Origin of the sequence: Paenibacillus sp. GCM10027630 (assembly GCF_042676305.1) — a bacterium.
Taxonomy (GTDB): domain Bacteria; phylum Bacillota; class Bacilli; order Paenibacillales; family NBRC-103111; genus Paenibacillus_S.
Window position 1 is genome coordinate 41223 of sequence record NZ_JBHTGY010000017.1, and the last position, 15684, is coordinate 56906.

14 protein-coding genes and 1 tRNA gene are annotated in these 15684 nt (G+C 45.9%); all 15 read left to right on the plus strand.

Annotated elements, in window-relative coordinates; genetic code table 11:
* Nucleotides 1-250: 250 nt before the first annotated feature.
* The 15 genes from yabP (at nt 251) to ACFQ0C_RS09640 (ending at nt 15638) form a co-directional block, all read left to right on the plus strand.
* A complete protein-coding gene (gene yabP / locus ACFQ0C_RS09570) occupies nt 251-535 on the plus strand; it encodes a sporulation protein YabP (protein WP_258217647.1) in 285 nt (94 codons plus the stop codon).
* A complete protein-coding gene (gene yabQ, locus ACFQ0C_RS09575; protein ID WP_379366194.1) occupies nt 532-1110 on the plus strand; it encodes a spore cortex biosynthesis protein YabQ in 579 nt (192 codons plus the stop codon). Before yabP ends, yabQ begins: the two co-directional genes overlap by 4 nt.
* Before the next feature lie 15 nt (nt 1111-1125).
* Nucleotides 1126-1458 (plus strand): FtsB family cell division protein, encoded by a 333-nt coding sequence (locus tag ACFQ0C_RS09580; RefSeq protein WP_258217649.1) that lies wholly within the window; start codon nt 1126-1128, stop codon nt 1456-1458.
* 105 nt (nt 1459-1563) lie between these two features.
* Nucleotides 1564-2130, plus strand: coding sequence for a S1 domain-containing RNA-binding protein (locus tag ACFQ0C_RS09585; protein WP_258217650.1), 567 nt, complete (start codon nt 1564-1566; stop codon nt 2128-2130).
* A 134-nt stretch (nt 2131-2264) separates the two neighbouring features.
* Nucleotides 2265-2338, plus strand: a tRNA-Met gene (locus tag ACFQ0C_RS09590).
* A gap of 367 nt (nt 2339-2705) precedes the next feature.
* Nucleotides 2706-5201 (plus strand): stage II sporulation protein E, encoded by a 2496-nt coding sequence (gene spoIIE / locus ACFQ0C_RS09595; protein WP_379366197.1) that lies wholly within the window; start codon nt 2706-2708, stop codon nt 5199-5201.
* 183 nt (nt 5202-5384) lie between these two features.
* Nucleotides 5385-6161 (plus strand): vWA domain-containing protein, encoded by a 777-nt coding sequence (locus tag ACFQ0C_RS09600; protein WP_379366199.1) that lies wholly within the window; start codon nt 5385-5387, stop codon nt 6159-6161.
* On the plus strand, nt 6145-7065 hold the full coding sequence (locus tag ACFQ0C_RS09605; protein WP_379366201.1) for a protein kinase domain-containing protein: 921 nt from the start codon (nt 6145-6147) through the stop codon (nt 7063-7065). Before ACFQ0C_RS09600 ends, ACFQ0C_RS09605 begins: the two co-directional genes overlap by 17 nt.
* Before the next feature lie 31 nt (nt 7066-7096).
* Nucleotides 7097-8542: a tRNA lysidine(34) synthetase TilS gene (tilS, locus tag ACFQ0C_RS09610; RefSeq protein ID WP_379366203.1), complete on the plus strand. Its 1446-nt coding sequence runs from the start codon at nt 7097-7099 to the stop codon at nt 8540-8542.
* 40 nt (nt 8543-8582) lie between these two features.
* Nucleotides 8583-9122: a hypoxanthine phosphoribosyltransferase gene (gene hpt / locus ACFQ0C_RS09615; protein ID WP_258217655.1), complete on the plus strand. Its 540-nt coding sequence runs from the start codon at nt 8583-8585 to the stop codon at nt 9120-9122.
* A gap of 70 nt (nt 9123-9192) precedes the next feature.
* Nucleotides 9193-11142: an ATP-dependent zinc metalloprotease FtsH gene (ftsH, locus tag ACFQ0C_RS09620; RefSeq protein ID WP_258217656.1), complete on the plus strand. Its 1950-nt coding sequence runs from the start codon at nt 9193-9195 to the stop codon at nt 11140-11142.
* Nucleotides 11143-11427: 285 nt separating this feature from the next.
* Nucleotides 11428-12366: a quinolinate synthase NadA gene (nadA, locus tag ACFQ0C_RS09625; protein WP_258217673.1), complete on the plus strand. Its 939-nt coding sequence runs from the start codon at nt 11428-11430 to the stop codon at nt 12364-12366.
* 38 nt (nt 12367-12404) lie between these two features.
* Nucleotides 12405-14015 carry an L-aspartate oxidase gene (nadB, locus tag ACFQ0C_RS09630; RefSeq protein WP_379366206.1) on the plus strand — a complete coding sequence of 537 codons (1611 nt, stop codon included), beginning with the start codon at nt 12405-12407 and terminating at the stop codon, nt 14013-14015.
* The gene (nadC, locus tag ACFQ0C_RS09635) at nt 14008-14877 is read left to right on the plus strand and encodes a carboxylating nicotinate-nucleotide diphosphorylase (RefSeq protein ID WP_379366208.1); all 870 of its coding nucleotides are present in this window, start codon (nt 14008-14010) and stop codon (nt 14875-14877) included. The genes nadB and nadC overlap by 8 nt, the downstream gene beginning before the upstream one ends.
* Nucleotides 14874-15638: a type III pantothenate kinase gene (locus tag ACFQ0C_RS09640; RefSeq protein WP_379366210.1), complete on the plus strand. Its 765-nt coding sequence runs from the start codon at nt 14874-14876 to the stop codon at nt 15636-15638. Before nadC ends, ACFQ0C_RS09640 begins: the two co-directional genes overlap by 4 nt.
* The last annotated feature ends 46 nt before the right edge of the window (nt 15639-15684 follow it).

The following is a 15684-nucleotide window of genomic DNA, read 5'->3' on the forward strand; positions in this document are numbered from 1 at the left end:
TCAGTCTTCTTTTTTTTGTAGTTCTATTCTTGGACATCCCCCCATATTTTTAAGTAAACAAGCTTTGTTCTTGGGGTTAGGTTTTTGTCAAGTTGGTGGAGCGGAGGGTTAGTGTGACGGTCGGAGAGTTTACGTGTCGCCTTTGAAAACGGATTTTTACCAGCGACCGGAGGCCGTAGCACTAACCTGGAGACTCCACGCTTTCTTGACAATAACGTTCCCAATACAAAGCTGCCAGGAGGGATCGTCCATGGCAATCGAGCCGGGAAAAGTGAAGCGACAAGAAATAAAAATGCTCAATCGCAAGCTGCTCGAAGTGTCCGGAGTTATGAACGTAGAAAGCTTTGACAGCGAAGAGTTTTTGCTGGAAACCGAATTCGGGTTTCTTATGATCAGAGGTCAGAACCTGCACATTAAAAACTTAAGCCTCGAGCAGGGGCTGGTGGCGATTGAAGGATTAGTGAACGAGCTGGCCTATGTTGACGCAAACTCCCAAGGGAAATCCAAGGGATTATGGGGCAAGCTCTTTAAGTGACACTGCAAACTCAGTTTGTTACGATGGGCATGATGCTGCTGGGGGGGTTATCCTTAGGGGGATTGTTTGATTTGTACCGGGTGCTTGCAAGCCAGCTAAAGGCGCCGCGGTATGCTTACTACCTCCTGGATCTCGTGTTTTGGCTCATCGGAACCTTGCTTGTATTCAAGCTTTTGTATGCAAGCAATTTAGGACAAGTGCGGATGTTCATTTTTGTTGGTTTGCTGCTAGGAATTGCTGTGTACTTTATGCTGTTCAGCCGAGCGGTCGTCCAAATGATTCTATGGATGATTCGGTTTGTTCGAGCTTTGATCCGTATAGGTAAACGCACAATTGAAATTTTGATAATAAAACCTATCGTATGGATGTATAGGGCAACTATTATAATTTTAGGATTTTTATTAGCCATAGCTATTTTCCTGTATAAAATTATGTTACAATTGCTTTATCCTGTGTGGAAACTGTTATGGTGGCTAAGTAAGCCGCTAATCCGTCGGATTCACATTCCTTCATGGATAAACAAATCAGGTCAAGCGGTCTCGTCGTTTATTCGGCGGCTTTTTGGTCGGACGTAGGAGGGTTTTACAGCTATGAATTCTGCCCGATTGGCAAGCAACAATACCAAGCCGTTTAACAAAGGCTCTTATCGCAGACGCCGATTGGTCATGATTGTTCTTGCTTGCTTTCTAAGCTGGGCTGGAGTCACTCTGTGGAATCAAATCGGTAAAATCAATGACAGAAGCGAGAAACTAACCGCATTGGAGCAGAAGTACAAAGAAACGCAGCAGACCAATGGGATTACGAAACGTGAAATTGTTCGGTTGAACGATCCAGAATACGTAGAACAAAAAATTCGAAAAGAGTTACATTATGTTAAGCAGGGAGAAACCCTGTTCTATGTACCTAAGGAACAGAAGAGATAGGCACGATAGCGCTATCAAACCTTTAGTTGACCATATTGTAGCTGTACGTTATAATCTGCATTGTCAGGGTTTCGTTAACTATTTAAGGGAGGAACATTTTACTTTATGGCAATTGAAGTCGGCAGCAAGCTGGAAGGAAAGGTTACGGGCATTACTCACTTTGGGGCGTTTGTTGAACTGCCTGAGGGCGGTACGGGCCTGGTGCATATCTCGGAGATAGCAGATAACTATGTTAAGGATGTCAACGATCATCTTAAGTTGAATGACATGGTTACCGTTAAAGTGATTAATGTTGACAAGGATGGCAAAATCGGCCTATCGATTAAACAAGCGGTAGACAAACCGGTTGAAGCTCCAAGGCCCCCTCGTTTTGAAAGACAAGGTGGCGGACCCGGCGGACCTGGCGCTGGCGGCGGAGATCGTGGAGGTCGCCCTGGTGGTGGATTTGGCGGCGGTGGCCGTGGAGGCGGTTTTGGCGGCGGCGGCGGTGGAGACCGTGGAGGCCGAGGCGGTGGATTTGGCGGCGGCGGCCGTGGAGGCAAACCTCCTGCTGGTAAACCTACATTCGAAGACAAAGTATCGCGCTTTCTAAAAGATAGCGAGGAACGCATCTCGTCCCTGAAGAAGAACACCGAAGGGAAACGTGGAGGCCGAGGCGCTAGACGCGATTAACTATAGCATATGCAGCCGTTTGGGCGGAATTCGCCTGCACGGCTTTTTAGTTATTTGAAGCTATTGGCAGCGAAATCACCCCTGATTGTTGCTTGACAAAATGTCCAGGCCTATTATATACTCATGCTTGTTGTGGCGGTGTAGCTCAGCTGGCTAGAGCGTACGGTTCATACCCGTAAGGTCGGGGGTTCGATCCCCTTCGCCGCTATTGTAAGATGAAAAAAAGGCGCCTTGCCGAGAACTTTGATTCCGGCGGGGCGTTTTTTGTGTTGAATAGCTTCTTTGGATTTGGAGCTTTTGTCGTATATTATTATGAATAGAGTGAATCGACAACATCTAACGGCAATAACGTACGTTTAATAGACCTTTGTTATGAAGTATTGAGAAGAAGCAGCTATTACAAAAATTATTGAAAACGCTTTCAAATATAGGGGCGGCGGGTTTTCGTCATTAGCGCGTCAGTCTTGATTTTTGTCGGAAAAAACTTTATACCTACCAACTCATTCTGACAAACTTTATAATAGAGTGCCGTTATACTAAGACCACTAATAGGCTATGGGTGGTGTTCATAAAGTATGCAAAGAAAATCAGGTTTCAGTCACGTTGGGCTTACATGGAACAGATGGAGTCAGAAAGCGAAGCAGAAGACGGCGAGCGTGTTGCTGGAGAATCGGCTGGTACAGTCGGTGAACACTAAGAAGTGGTCAATCTTGTTATTGTTAATGGCATTTTTGCTAGGCAGAGCTATGATTCTTGATCAGTTATCTCCGTTTGCGATTGCATTTTTTGCTGTTGTGTATTTTTTGCGGCGAGAGCTTCTGTTCATGACTGGATTCTTCCTGGTTTTGGGCGGCTTACTCTCGGGAGATCCCCAGCATACCAGCTACATGGTGTCAGAAATACTCGTGTTTGTACTTATCCAGAAAGGTGTGGAAAGGTTTGAGCGCTCAGATATTTCGTATTCCCCCGTGATTGTTTTTGTATCGGTTTTTCTCGTTCAATTGTTCGTGCATCTCGTTTCAACGGAATTGAGCTGGTACACCTTTATGTTGACCGGGGTCGAGGCGATGCTGAGCTTAATATTAACCCATATCTTTTTGCAAGCCGTCCCTGTATTTACCCTTACCCGCAAAAACTACAGTTTAAAAAACGAGGAGGTCATCTGTCTTATCATTCTGCTTGCCTCCGTAATGACGGGAACAGTTGGTTGGTCGATCGGGTCTGTCACTGTGGAGCATGTGTTATCGAGATATCTTATCTTACTATTCGCGCTAGTCGGAGGAGCGCCTCTGGGAGCTTCGGTCGGTGTCATTACAGGGTTAATCCTGAGCCTTGCTAACTCCAATGCCATTTACCAGATGAGTTTGCTGGCATTTGCTGGGATGCTCGCTGGTTTGCTAAAAGAAGGCAATAAGCTCGCCGTGGGGCTAGGGATGTTGCTTGGTTCTTCGATTCTCTCTTTTTATATTGGCAATCAAGCTGAAGTCATTAATTCTACTTGGGAATCAGTAGCGGCTGTCCTGCTATTTCTCCTCACCCCTAGAGGGGTCATTGATACATTGGCCAAATACGTGCCGGGTACTCAGGAAAATTTGAAGTCTCAACATGATTATGCGAAAAGAGTAAGAGATATTACAGCAAATCGTGTGGAGCAATTCTCGGAGGTATTCCGCCAGCTCTCCAAAAGCTTTAAGCAAATTACCGTAGACTCCCAGCCGAGGCAGAAGGAAGAGGAAGTCGGGCATTTTATGAACTCGGTGGCTGAACGATCATGCTCCTCTTGCTGGAAACGAAATCAATGCTGGAATGATAAATTTTATCAAACGCATAAGTTCATGACCGATATGATGACAGAAGTCGAGCTTAGGGAGGAGATGGGCCGAAAAGATATTTTACCGCAATGGAAGAAGGTCTGCGTCAAGCCCGATCAGGTGCTCACAGTGATGAAACAGCAGTATAGCCTATACCGAAATGATCAGCATTGGAAAAAACAAATTATCGATAGTCGTCAATTAGTAGCCGATCAGCTATTCGGTGTGTCACAGGTTATGGAGGATTTGGCTAAGGAAATCAAACGAGAGGGGCAGGAGCTGTTTTTACAGGAGGAGCAAATACGAATTGGACTGGAGGAGTTGGGGCTATCTATTCACAGTATTGATATCATCAGCTTGGACGAAGGGAACGTGGAAATTGAAATCATCCACCAGTATACAAGGGGGTTTGACGAATGCCGTAAAATTATAGCTCCTTTATTGACGGACATATTAGGTGAGCATATCGCGGTGAAAAATGAACAGATGTTGGAGCGAAAGGAAGGTTACAGCACCGTAGTGTTCGGATCAGCCAAGGAGTATGAGGTAGAGACGGGGATTGCCGCGGCGGCAAAAGGAGGAGATCTGCTGTCAGGGGACAGCTTCAGTACGGTGGAGCTTGGTAATGGGAAGTTTGCTGTTGCGTTGAGCGACGGCATGGGCAATGGGGAACGGGCGCGAGCGGAAAGCAGCACCGCACTTACGATTCTGCAGCAGCTGCTGCAGTCAGGCATGGATGAAAAGTTGGCGATCAAATCGGTTAATTCTGTGCTCATGCTGCGATCCTCTGACGAAATGTATGCAACAGTCGATGTGGCCATTATTGATCTGTACAATGCTCATACGACTTTTTTGAAAATTGGCTCCACACCCAGCTTTATCAAACGAGGAGGCGAAGTGTTTCCCATTACGGGTAATAATTTACCGGTAGGTATTCTTCACGAAATTGACGTCGATTTGGTGAGCCTGCCGCTGCAGCCAGGTGATATTCTGATAATGATGACTGACGGCATTTATGATGCGCCAGGACATGCCGTCAATAAAGATATATGGATGAAGCGATTGCTTACAGAAATCGATACGGAATCGCCGCAGGAATTTGCGGACATTTTGCTGGAGAGGATTGTACGGTATCACCATGGCGAAATATATGACGATATGACGGTTGTTGTAGCGCGTTTGGAGAAATATCAACCGGAATGGGCCACGTTCAGCTGGCCAGGAATGCAGCGTATCGAGCGGCCTAAAACGGTTAGTTAATGTGAAACGGTTTTCATAGCTCTACTAGACGCAAATAAGAGATCTGACATAACAAGGACATCCGATTTCTTTTCGGATAGTCCTTGTTTGAGTTCGATTCCCAAGTTTAGGAAACTTGCAAAGTGGAAAAACTGATAGGAATGGTAGGATCCATTCGATGCTTGCTCTTGGGAGGGAACAGAAATGAAACAGATTATACTTATTACCGACGGCTGTTCAAATGTAGGGATTAGTCCGGTTATTGCAGCTGCGAATGCGAAAGTGGAAGGCATTACCGTAAATGTCATAGGGCTCTTGGATTCCGGTTTGCTGGGAGAGCATGGTTCCGAGGAAATCAATGAAATCGCGCTGGCAGGCGGAGGAATGAGTCGAATAGTTACGACGGCCCAGCTATCTCAGACGGTTCAGATGATGACTCGAAAGACAGTTGCCCAGACGATTCAGCAGGTGATTGGCAAGGAGCTGCAGCATATATTAGGAGACTCCAAAATCGAAAGCTTACCCCCGGATAAGCGTTCACAAGTCGTTCAAGTTCTGGATGATCTAAGTGAAACCACCACTTTGAAGGTTGCGCTGCTGATTGATACGAGCGCAAGTATGAAACCCAAGCTGCAAGCTGTCAAAGAAGCGATTTATGATTTGCAGCTTAGTCTGCAAGCTCGATCGGGTGTGAGCGAGACTGCAGTATTTCATTTTCCGGGTTCTCCTTCATCACGGCTTGATGTGGAAATGGACCTGGATTGGACACGAGACCTTGCAAATTTGAACCGTTTGTTCTATAAATTAAACATGAAGGGTACGACACCTACGGGGCCTGCGCTTCTAAAAGTAATTCAACTCATGACAAGCGGCATTGCTGACGATAAAATCAGTAAAGAAGGCGATGAAGCGAATCCTGGGCGAGCGTCAGGGCGCACGCCTGCAGGCAAGGAAGGGATACTGGGTGATTACGTCGTTTGAGCAAGACCTACATACAGGTAAAATCATCATCGGAAAATGGAACAAGGCACAGTACCGTGTTGAACGAATGCTTGGGGCAGGAGCTAACGGAAAAGTCTATCTCGTGATGAAGGGAAAGCTCCAGTATGCCATGAAAATAGGCTTTGATGCAGTGGATCATCAATCGGAGATCAATGCACTTAAGGAGCTCTCGAAGTCGAATACATCGTTTCGTCATTATTTGCTGGATGTGGATGATTACGAGGAGAACGGCGTTAATCTACCCTTCTATGTAATGCGCTATATTAAAGGACAGTCCATGACTGACTTCATATGGCGAAACGGACGGGATTGGATCGGTTTAATTGGGACCAATATGCTTCGCAAGCTGGTGGAGCTGCATGGGCAAGCCTATATTTTTGGCGACATCAAAGTACAAAATATGCTTGTGTCCGGTTATGGTGATGTTGAATTGATTGATTTCGGCGGGGTTACTGCTAAAGGCCGTTCGGTTAAGCAGTTCACAGAGGTGTATGATCGCGGCTATTGGGGAGCCGGGACCCGTTCAGCAGATGAGGCCTACGACTTGTTTGCTTTTGCCGTGCTAATCATCAGCAGTGTGGAGACAGAGCAGAGAATGAAGGGGATGGATAAGCTGCTGCCGCAAAATCGAAGCGTGGATATTCTTATCAACATGCTTCAGTCAAATCCGGCACTACGGCAGGTTGCTCCAATGCTTCGTAAAGCGCTGCTTGGGCAATATTCGACTTCGAAGCAAGCTTTGGCTGATTGGCGCAGGCAAGGGTACGGCAAACCTTCACTCACGGCCCCCAAGAAGGGCAGCCTGTCCTCTTTGCTGAAATTATGTTTCACCCTCTCTTTATTAATGTTTGGACTAGCTCTATATTTTTATTGGCCATCGTAATGCTTGTTGTTTCGAGGAAAGGAATTGAACAATGGATTTAGTGTCCAGGGTTGAACAGGAAATCAGAGCGGAACGCCTTTTTGAAGTAGGGGACAGTATCGTAGTTGCGGTATCGGGGGGGCCGGACTCCGTAGCTTTGCTGCATGTCCTTTTTGCGTTGTCTGAACAATGGAAGTGGCGCTTAAGCGTAGCCCATCTTAATCACGGGTTTCGAATTGAGGAATCGGAGCGGGAGGCGGCGTTTGTGTCGGAATTGGCGGCAAGGCTTGGTCTGCCCGTAGAAATTGCTCATGTCAGTGTTCCGGAGTATATTAAAGAAACGGGCAAAAATTCTCAAAGCGCAGCCAGAGAGATCCGATACCGGTTTTTACACGAGGCGGCTGTACGGTTTAAGGCAAATCGAATTGCTCTCGCGCATCATGCTGACGATCAAGCTGAGACTGTTCTTATGCGCTTGCTCCGCGGTACCGGGCCGTCAGGACTGACAGGAATTCCAAAACGCCGCGAGGAAAAAGAATTGGAACTTGTTCGCCCCTTGCTCCGTATATATAAAACAGAAATATTAGATTATTGCCGCAATCAGCATTTATCCTATTGTATCGATAGCAGTAATCTGGACAGCAAGTATGTTCGCAATGAAATAAGACTGGAGCTGATGCCTTCGCTTCAGAAGCAGTATAATGAACAACTGCCTCAGGCGCTTAATCGGTTATCGGAGCTAATGACTGCTGAAGACGACTATATGCAGGCGCAGGCAAGGGCTCTATTAGTAGAGGGCGTGGCTAAAGAAAGCGATTGCGCCAAATGGTCAAGAAATTGGTTCGCAGGGTTACATGTTGCTTTACAAAGGCGTTTGATTAAACTAATATTAAATTATCTTGGCTTAGACCCTGATTCGATAGATTTCCTGAAGCTGGAGAAGATGCGGGAAGCTATTGTTAAGGTTGAACCTTCCAATATACGTTTAAATATTGGGGGCAGCCTGATTCTGACCAGGGAATATGATAGGGTTTATCTACATAATTATGTGGTACCACCTATCCCTTTTTCTCACTCATTCGAGCCCGGCCAGAACCATTTGGAAATACCGGAAATAGGTGTGAGCCTGGAATGCACATGGTTGGACCGCGAGCGATTCAATAAGGCGGCAGTGCCGATTTCAGATAATCCATACACGGCTTGGTTTGATGCGGATCAGCTGCAGCAGCCATTAGAAGTACGAAGCCGCAGGGATGGAGACCGTATGAGCCTGTTCGGATTAAACGGTTCAAAAAAAGTAAAAGATATTTTTATTGATGCCAAAATTCCGCCGAGCTTACGTACTAAGGTTCCAATTATAACCGATGGTCACGGCCGTATTATTTGGTTATCTGGTGTTCGAAGGTCATCGCTTTCAACAGTTACTGACTCGACCCGACTGATTTTGTATATGAAGCTTCACATGCCGGAGGGATTAACTTTTAGCATGTCAAGATAGTATAAATAATTGTGTAATTATTCTAGTAGGAGGTTCTCTCTTGCAAAAAGACATTCAAGAAATACTTTACAGTGAGCAAGAAATTCAAGACAAAGTAAAGGAGATGGGCCAGCAGCTAAGCCAAGATTTTGAAGGGCGCAATCCATTGGTTATTTGTGTGCTGAAGGGAGCGTTTATTTTTATGGCTGATTTGGTTAAACAAATCACCATACCTTTGGAGCTTGATTTTATGGCGGTTTCAAGCTATGGGCAATCCACTAAATCTACAGGAGTCGTAAAAATCATCAAAGATTTGGACATTTCGGTAGAGGGTCGTCATGTTCTAATTGTTGAGGACATTATCGACAGTGGCCTCACATTGAGTTATTTAATCGATGTGCTGGAGCGCCGTAATGCATTATCGATTACCGTTGCCGCATTATTTGATAAACCTGCGCGTAGAACGGTCGATTTAGATGCAGACTATAAAGGGTTTGTTATCCCTGATGCATTTGTTGTTGGGTACGGTCTCGATTATGCGGAAAAGTACCGCAACCTGCCGTATGTAGGCATTTTGAAACCTGAGGTGTACTCCCATTAGCATTTCTTGTGATGCCAAGACGTGCTGTGGTACAATAAACAAAGTTGCCGTTTTTGAGAGGAGGTAGGGGATGAATCGAATCATTCGCAATACAGGCTTTTATTTGCTTATTTTTTTGGTCACTGTCGGTATCGTTCACTTTATCAGCACACAAAATGATCAGAAAGACGCGATTAGCTACGATAAGCTCCGACAGGCCTTAATAGAAAAAAATGTAGAATCGGTCAGTGTGAAGTTTGACGGATATACATACTTGGTTCGCGGTAAATACAAAAATCCGCCTACGCCGGATAAGAAAAATTTCGAAACCCGTGCACCTTTTGACCAAGAAGTTATCCAGATGATCGAAAAGGGCGAAGTTCCGACCATTAATGTTGAAAAAATGGAAGGAGACAACGTTTGGATCAGCTTCCTTACCTCCATTATTCCGTTCGTTATTATTTTCATCCTGTTCTTCTTCCTGTTAAACCAGGCGCAGGGTGGCGGCGGTAAAGTAATGAACTTCGGGAAGAGCCGCGCTAGGCTGTATAATGAAGAGAAGAAGCGCGTGACCTTTGAAGATGTGGCGGGGGCCGATGAGGAGAAACAAGAGCTTGTAGAAGTTGTAGAGTTTTTGAAGGATCCTCGGAAATTTGCTGCTGTAGGAGCTCGAATTCCTAAAGGGGTATTATTGAATGGTCCTCCGGGAACAGGTAAAACCTTGCTGGCACGTGCTGTTGCAGGTGAAGCAGGCGTTCCATTCTTCAGCATAAGCGGTTCCGACTTCGTGGAAATGTTCGTCGGTGTCGGCGCATCCCGTGTACGTGACTTGTTTGAGAATGCCAAGAAGAATGCTCCTTGTATTATATTTATAGACGAGATTGATGCTGTAGGTCGTCAGCGTGGCGCCGGTTTAGGCGGCGGACATGATGAGCGCGAGCAGACACTTAACCAGCTCCTCGTGGAGATGGATGGTTTTGGCGCCAATGAAGGTATTATCATTGTTGCTGCAACAAACCGGCCGGATATTTTGGACCCAGCGTTGTTGCGTCCAGGTCGTTTTGACCGTCAGATTACGGTTGATCGCCCGGATATCAAGGGCCGTGAAGCGGTACTGAAAGTGCATTCTCGCAACAAACCGCTTAATAAAGATGTTAAGCTTGAAGCATTGGCACGTTATACAACAGGCTTTACCGGTGCCGATTTGGAAAATTTAATGAACGAAGCGGCGCTGATTGCAGCACGCCGTAATCGTAAAGATATTTCAATGGAAGAGCTGGACGAAGCCTTCGACCGTGTCGTTGTAGGTACGCAGAAGAAGAGCCGGGTTGTCAGCGAACGTGAGAAACGCATGGTCGCTTTCCATGAAGCGGGACATACTATTGTCGGTTACCATGTGGAAAATGCGGAAATGGTTCATAAGGTCACGATTGTTCCGAGAGGACGCGCTGGCGGTTATGTAATGATGCTCCCTAAAGATGGCGAAGACCGTATGATGAACACCAAGACCGAGCTTCTTGATAAAGTAACAGGTCTCCTTGCGGGTCGTGTGTCTGAAGAAATGTTTATTGGCGAAGTTGGAACTGGCGCTTACAGTGACTTCCAACGTGCAACGACTATTGTTCGTAAAATGATCATGGAGTACGGAATGAGCGATAAGCTGGGTCCGATGCAATTCGGTAACGTACAAGGGCAAGTATTCCTTGGCCGTGATCTGGGACATGAGCAGAATTATAGTGATGCTATTGCATACGAAATCGACCAGGAAATGCAGACGATTATCCGCAGCTGTTATGCTAACGCAAAGGCAACACTTGAGAAGTATGCGGATCAGGTTCGCCTGATTGCAGAAACTTTGATTGTGAAGGAAACGTTGGAGAAGGATCAGATCAAACAGTTAATCGATACCGGTAAATTAGACGAGGTCAGCTCCACGGATGTGAAGGTTAACATTCAAAGCCAGCAGACAACGGCTGAAGCCAACAAGCTGGATTTCGATAAAGCTGCTGATCCAGGCGATGACGAGAAGAAAGAATCTTAATTTTACTATTAGAAATAAGCCGGGGCATTTTCCAATGCTTCCGGCTTTTTCTTCATTAGAGAAGGTTAAATATCGACTTCAGACGAGAAACTAGTCCTAAGGGAAAGAACGAGGAATAAGGCCGACTGATAATAGTAAATTCGGGCTAATTTGTGGTTATTTAAGCATTGACACCACCAAGGATGTTGTGTAAATTAGGTGTAAATCTTTAAATATTATGTGAACATTTTCACTAGGTAATTTGCAGTTAATAAAGGGGACCAGGACGGAAGGGACGGTGTGAAGATGGAAGCTTTGGCTTTAGAGCGTAAAGAGGAACAAAAGCGTGAGCTTAAGGAAAGAATTCTTCAATTGAAGAAAGAGCGTAATGCCATTATTCTTGCTCATTATTATCAGCGTGATGAAATTCAAGAGGTAGCAGATTTTAGGGGCGACTCCTTTTTATTGGCACAAAAAGCGGCATCAACCGATGCTGATGTTATAGTGTTCTGTGGTGTGCATTTTATGGGAGAAAGCGCTAAGATTTTGGCTCCGACCAAAACTGTCTTAATACCGGATGAGCGGGCTGGCTGTCCGATGGCCGATATGGTTAATGTGGATGGACTGCGCGCCTTAAAGAAGCAGCATCCGAATGCCAAGGTAGTTGCTTACATCAATACATCGGCCGATGTTAAATCAGAGACGGATATTTGCTGTACTTCAGCTAATGCGATTAAAGTAATCGAATCTGTTGATTCGGATGAAATCATCTGGGTACCGGATAAAAATTTGGGTGATTACGTATCCAAGTTTACCGACAAAAAAGTAATCATTTGGGAAGGGTATTGCAATACCCATGATATGCTCACTGTAAAAGATGTGGAGGAAATGAGAGCTCAGTATCCGAATGCCAAGTTTGTTGTTCATCCGGAGTGCCGTCCTGAAGTAGTTAAGCTGGGAGACTTTGTCGGCAGTACTACAGCGATTATTAAATATTGCAAAGAATCCGAACATCAGGAGTTTATTGTTGGTACTGAAGACGGTACAGGATTCCAACTAAGGTTGGATAGTCCGAACAAATCATTCCATTTTGCCACTAAATATTTGGTTTGCCCTAATATGAAGGTAAATAATTTGAAAAAGGTAGTACGCTGTCTTGAAACCATGCAGCCGCAAATATATGTGCCGCCACATGTCGCAGATCAAGCCAGAGCATCCCTGGAACGCATGCTGCTAGTGAAGTAGCATGCGTTACTCTCTTGTAAGAAGAGGTGAGCCTAACTATGATTCCACGTTATCTTGTAGATTTTGATATTAATGAATTGCCTCAAGTGCATATTGAAGTAATGGTGATCGGCGCGGGAATCGCCGGTCTTTTTACCGCTATAAAGGCTAGTGAAAAGTATAAAGTGCTTATGGTTACCAAGAAGTCTCTTCTTGATAGTAATACCCGCTATGCACAAGGCGGGATTGCTGCGGTTATTTCAGATGAGGATTCACCTGCCTATCACCGTCAGGATACTTTGGTTGCCGGAGCGGGATTATGTTCGCCATCTGCTGTCGATGTGCTGGTTCATGAAGGACCTGCAGGTGTTAAGGATTTAATACATATGGGGACACAGTTTGATTTGGAAAATGGTGAGTTTGCTCTTACGAAGGAAGGGGCGCACAGCCAACGGCGTATTTTACACGCACATGGCGACGCTACCGGCGCTGAGATCGTTCGTGCTTTGTCAGAGAAGACGAAGCTGGATCCGAATATTGAAGTTTGGGATGATCATTTTGTTATTGATTTGATCACTGAGGATGGCGAGTGTCTGGGTGCTTTAGTTCAAAGGCAGGACGGTCAGAAGTTATTTGTGAGAGCGAATGCAACTATCCTCTGCACAGGCGGAGCTGGGCAATTGTACCGCTATACAACGAATCCGGATATTGCTACAGGTGATGGTATCGCTATAGCTTACAGGGCTGGGGCTTTAATCCAGGATGTTGAGTTTATTCAGTTCCACCCGACGGCTTTATGTTATCCGGGAGCTCCAAGGTTTCTCGTATCGGAAGCGGTTCGCGGTGAAGGCGCTATCTTGCGCAATATTAAGGGCGAGCGCTTTATGGAGAAGTATCACCACCAGTTGGAGCTGGCTCCGAGGGATATTGTTGCCCGTGCTATCGTAGATGAGATGGAAGAGACGAGGTCTACGTTCGTCTACATTGACTTTACCCATGAATCGGAAGAAACGGTTAAACATCGGTTTCCTACGATCTATGAGTTTTGTTTGAATTATGGATTGGATTTATCCTCCGATTGGATCCCTGTGGCGCCAGCAGCTCATTATATGATGGGTGGCGTGAAGACTGACCTGTACGGGGAGACGGAAGTCAGGCGGTTATTTGCATGCGGGGAAGTTTCATCGACAGGTGTGCATGGAGCGAACCGTTTGGCCAGCAATTCGTTATCGGAAGCCATTGTGTTTGGACGCAGGATTGTGGAACGTATTCACCAACTGAAGCCTTTGGAACAAGCCAAGGTAACAGCAGTGGATAAAAAAAGAACAGAGCATGCGCAGCAGCCTATTGTAGAGAAGAAACTAAAGCTTCAAAAGATCATGCTGCGATATGCCGGATTGAAGCGTACGGCGATAGGTCTTCAAAAGGGCTATGATGAATTGCGCCGCCAGCTGTCTATATTCGATACGAGCTTGACCAAACGTGAGGATTATGAGTTTGCCAACCTGCTGACCTGTGCTCTATTGACCACTGAGGCTGCCTTGATTAGGGAAGAAAGCCGTGGGGGACACTATCGGGAGGACTTTGCTGAGAAGGATGACCTATTGTGGAGGAAACACACTGTTTTCAGCCGCGAGCAGGGCATTACGGAGGGACATATGGATGTATGAACTGCAGATGGAAATTATAAATAAAAATCTTCGGTTATGGCTGGAAGAAGATATAGGCATGGGCGATGTAACTACCATGACCACCATTGCGAAGGAGAGCCGTGCCAAAGGTATTATTCACATGAAGGATAATGGCATCATAGCGGGTTTGCAGATTGCAGAGGCTGTATTTGCATTGGTCGATCCCGAGCTGGAATTCAAAGCGAAGGTACAAGAGGGACAGACCGTAAGTTACGGCAATATAGTAGCTGAAGTATCTGGCAGTACGCGCAGCATCCTTCTCGGCGAACGTCTTGCTTTGAATTTAATGCAGAGGATGTCGGGGATTGCCACACGTACCAAGCAGTATGTCGATGCCTTGGAAGGATTGCCGGTCCGCCTGGTAGATACGCGAAAAACAACACCAGGACACCGACTGCTTGAAAAGTATGCGGTTCGTGTCGGCGGCGGCCACAATCATCGGTTTGGTCTTTACGACGCTGTCATGATCAAAGACAACCATATTAAAGGCTCTGGCGGTATCATAGAAGCCATTCGAGCTGCCCGTTCCCAAATTCCGCATACAATGAAGATTGAGATAGAAGTTGAAAGCATGGAGCAGCTGGAGCTGGCTTTGTCAGCCCAACCGGATATCATTATGCTGGATAACATGAAGCCGGAGCAAATGCGAGCAGCGGTTGCACGCATTAAATCGCAAGCTGCGCATATTCTGGTAGAAGCATCAGGTTCCATCACATTAGAAACGATAAAAGCCGTTGCCGAAACGGGCATTGATGTTATATCCGTCGGCCGATTGACGTATTCTGTTCAAGCTCTCGACATTAGTTTAGATCTAAATGAGCAGAAGGGGGTACAGTCGTGATTTTGGTCGTAGATGTGGGTAATACCAACATTGTATTAGGCATCTACAAGGGGAAGCAGCTGCTGCATGATTGGCGTTTAAGCACGAATCGTTCGGCAACGGCTGATGAGTACGGAATGACGATGTACAATTTATTCCGGCATGCAGGTATTTCATTAGATCAAGTGAATGGCGTAATAATTTCATCCGTTGTACCGCCATTAATGTTTGTCCTGGAGCAATTGTGTGTAAAATACTTGAAGAAAGCCCCGCTGATTGTAGGTCCGGGTATCAAAACAGGGCTCAACATCCGTTATGAAAATCCCCGGGAGGTTGGTGCTGACAGGATTGTGAATGCGGTCGCAGCTATCGAGCAATATGGGGCGCCTTGTATCGTGGTTGATTTCGGGACGGCAACCACCTTCGACTATATAGATGAAGCGGGACAATATATCGGAGGAGCGGTTGCTCCCGGAATAGGTATTTCCACGGAGGCTTTGTATCAGCGTGCTGCCAAGCTGCCGCGAATCGAGCTGGTAAAACCGAAAAGTGTAGTTGGACGCAATACGATAGCTTCGATGCAGGCGGGGATTATTTACGGTTTTGCCGGACAGGTGGATGGTATTGTGGATCGGATTTGTGAGGAATTTAAAGTTAAGCCAAAGGTGGTTGCCACCGGTGGATTGGCGGAACTTATCTCTAGCGAATCACGTACTATTAAGTGCGTGAACCAATTGCTGACATTACAAGGCTTGCAAATTATTTATGAACGTAATCAATAAGACGGATCTGACAATCTAATACAGCCGATCATGAAAGGGAACACAG